3 protein-coding genes are annotated in these 2,512 nt (G+C 32.4%); 2 read left to right on the top strand and 1 reads right to left on the bottom strand.

The window, feature by feature from the left end; translation table 11 throughout:
* Positions 1-66: 66 nt before the first annotated feature.
* Positions 67-1,191, bottom strand: a complete 1,125-nt coding sequence (ytvI, locus tag RTL21_RS23080; protein WP_312099518.1) for a sporulation integral membrane protein YtvI — start codon at positions 1,189-1,191, stop codon at positions 67-69.
* 192 nt (positions 1,192-1,383) lie between these two features.
* On the opposite strand from ytvI, the gene RTL21_RS23075 reads away from it, so the two are divergent.
* Both RTL21_RS23075 and RTL21_RS23070 read left to right on the top strand, forming a co-directional pair.
* Positions 1,384-1,851, top strand: a complete 468-nt coding sequence (locus RTL21_RS23075) for a DUF441 domain-containing protein (RefSeq protein ID WP_312099516.1) — start codon at positions 1,384-1,386, stop codon at positions 1,849-1,851.
* A 486-nt stretch (positions 1,852-2,337) separates the two neighbouring features.
* On the top strand, positions 2,338-2,512 hold a 175-nt coding region (locus RTL21_RS23070; RefSeq protein WP_312099522.1), incomplete at its 3' end, for a citrate/2-methylcitrate synthase.

Here is a 2,512-nt window from a genome sequence, read left to right as displayed (position 1 = left end):
TAAATTAGAGATTGTTCGTCTTTACAGAGTGGCTATTTAGTTTTGTCCCAGCCTCTTGAATGCTTATTATTTCGGTATTTCGCTTTCCCCCCTAATAAATCTCCAAATGTCATGAAATACATTTGCTCTATGTAAGGTAGTAATAATTACTAGAGAAACAGGACCTACGATTAGCCCGATAAAACCAAAAAGCTTAAATCCAACAAACAAAGAAATTAATGTTGCTAATGGATCTAGACCAATATTTGAAGAAAGAATCTTGGGCTCCATTATTTGTCGTTGGACAAGTACGATAATATAAAGCACTGATAACCCGATTGCGAGGACAATTTGCCCAGTGATAATTTCATAAATAATCCAAGGTACAAAAATTAATCCTGTCCCTAAATACGGGATAATGTCCACTATTCCAGTTAATAATGCTATCGTAATAGCATAATCAACGCGGAGTATTAAAAGGCCAATTAGAATAATGACTGTTGTGATCGAAACAAGCGTTAATTGGGCTTTTACAAATCCAAACAGTGCTTTTTTTAATTCGAAGAAGACGGTTTTTCCGCTAGTTAACCATTTAGAAGGGAAAAATTTACCGAACTTTAAAGATAATCGAACCCAGTCCTTACTAATAAAAAATGTAGCTAACAAAGAAAAAATTAAGACACTTGCTGCATTAGGAAACCAAGAAAGGATAATGGGGATATTGAGAAAAAAGGATTGCAAAAAATCTCCCATAACAGTTCCAACCTGTTCGCCAACTTTATTAATGTTTGTCATGATGGTATCTTGTTGTCCTGTTCCAAGATTATCAAATGTTTGCGATATTTTATTATATAATGGGATGATTTGAGCTGCGAATAAATCTTCTATATAGCGAATAATGATATCAATATGCTTTGGAACTACCTCTCCAAGATATGCAGCCCCTGCGACTATTTCTGCAATTAATAAAGAAACCAAACCAGCAAAAACGGATAGAATAAGGAGAATGCTTAAAATAACGGCAAAAGCTCTGGGTAATCTGCACTTAAACTGTAAGAAATTTACAAGTGGGTTCATTAAAAAAGCAATAAGAAATCCTATAATAAAAGGATAGGTGATTTTGGATAAATAAAAGATGCCTACAAATAATAGGATGGTCGCAGTAATTACGACCATAAACCGAATCGTACGGTAAAGATAAGTAAAATTCAATGTTAATCCTCCCATTTTTAGTATAATAAGTAAAGGTCTATTATTTATTGTGAATTAGATTAGAAGTATATTCCTTTTGTCCTCTATAATTTCTATACTTATGCTTTTTTAATCGAAATTCCTGCTTTTTCTGTTAATTAAATATGTCGGAAGGTTTTTTGGGGTACTTGTTTTTCTAAAGGAGAGTTATTCATGTTTTTATTTAGTCAACCATATTTATTTTTATATTTGCTCTTGGTGATTGCACTTGTTGCCAAAAACAACTCTTTGATTATCGCAGTAGTATTCTTGTTACTAATGAAACTGATTGGAATAGATAGTAAGCTTTTTTCTTTGATTCAATCTAAAGGAATTAATTGGGGAGTAACGATTATTACGATTGCTGTACTCGTACCAATTGCAACAGGGGATATTGGCTTTAAAGATCTTTCTGCAACCTTTAAATCACCGTATGCTTGGATTGCACTGGTTTCTGGAATTATGGTAGCGTTACTAGCAAAAGGGGGAGTAAATTTATTAGCAGATTCTCCTGAGATTACGACAGCACTTGTTCTTGGGACTATTTTATCTGTAGCAGTCTTTAATGGAGTGGCTGTAGGACCGTTAATCGGAGCAGGAATAGCTTATGCTGCAATAAAAGTAGTAGAGTGGATTACATAATCCGCTGTATGAGGCAGACAGGTGATCTGAGTTTATGGTATAATTTAAAGAAAGAAGAATATAGTGTAATGGAGAAGCAGAAAAAAATTTTTTTACTATATCTACAGTTTTTAAGTATAAAATATGAGACATTTTGAAGTTTTTTGTTTATAATGAATGTGTAGTTACAATTATCTCATCTATAAGTACCAAATTAGTTTATTTTTTTATTTGAAAATGTAAGCATTTTCAAATGAGGAATGCTCACTTTAATTTTTAAACGAAAAACTCCCCCATCTTTTTATAAATAAACCCGGATTACATTTTTAATTGATTTTTTGGTACATATTCAGTTAATCTAACAAAATAGTAAACATTTATTTTAGGGTGTACTCCATTGCTTTGGTTTTACAGATTTTCACAATATTGGTAACTACGGTAGGGACAATATGGGAGTTTGAAAGATTTGTACTAACTAAAAAGAAAAGGTGTAAAGGAGAGATATTTATGGCTGTTACAAAAGGGCTTGAGGGGATTATTGCTACAACATCTTCTATCAGTTCCATTATAGATGATTCACTTGCTTATGTGGGTTATGATATTGATGTGTTAGCAGAGAATTCCAGTTTTGAAGAAGTGATATATTTATTATGGCATCAAAAGCTACCAAATGATACCGAAT

This window comes from Niallia sp. (assembly GCF_031978665.1).
Taxonomy (GTDB): domain Bacteria; phylum Bacillota; class Bacilli; order Bacillales; family Cytobacillaceae; genus Niallia.
This window is presented reverse-complemented; position numbering and strand designations above follow the sequence as displayed.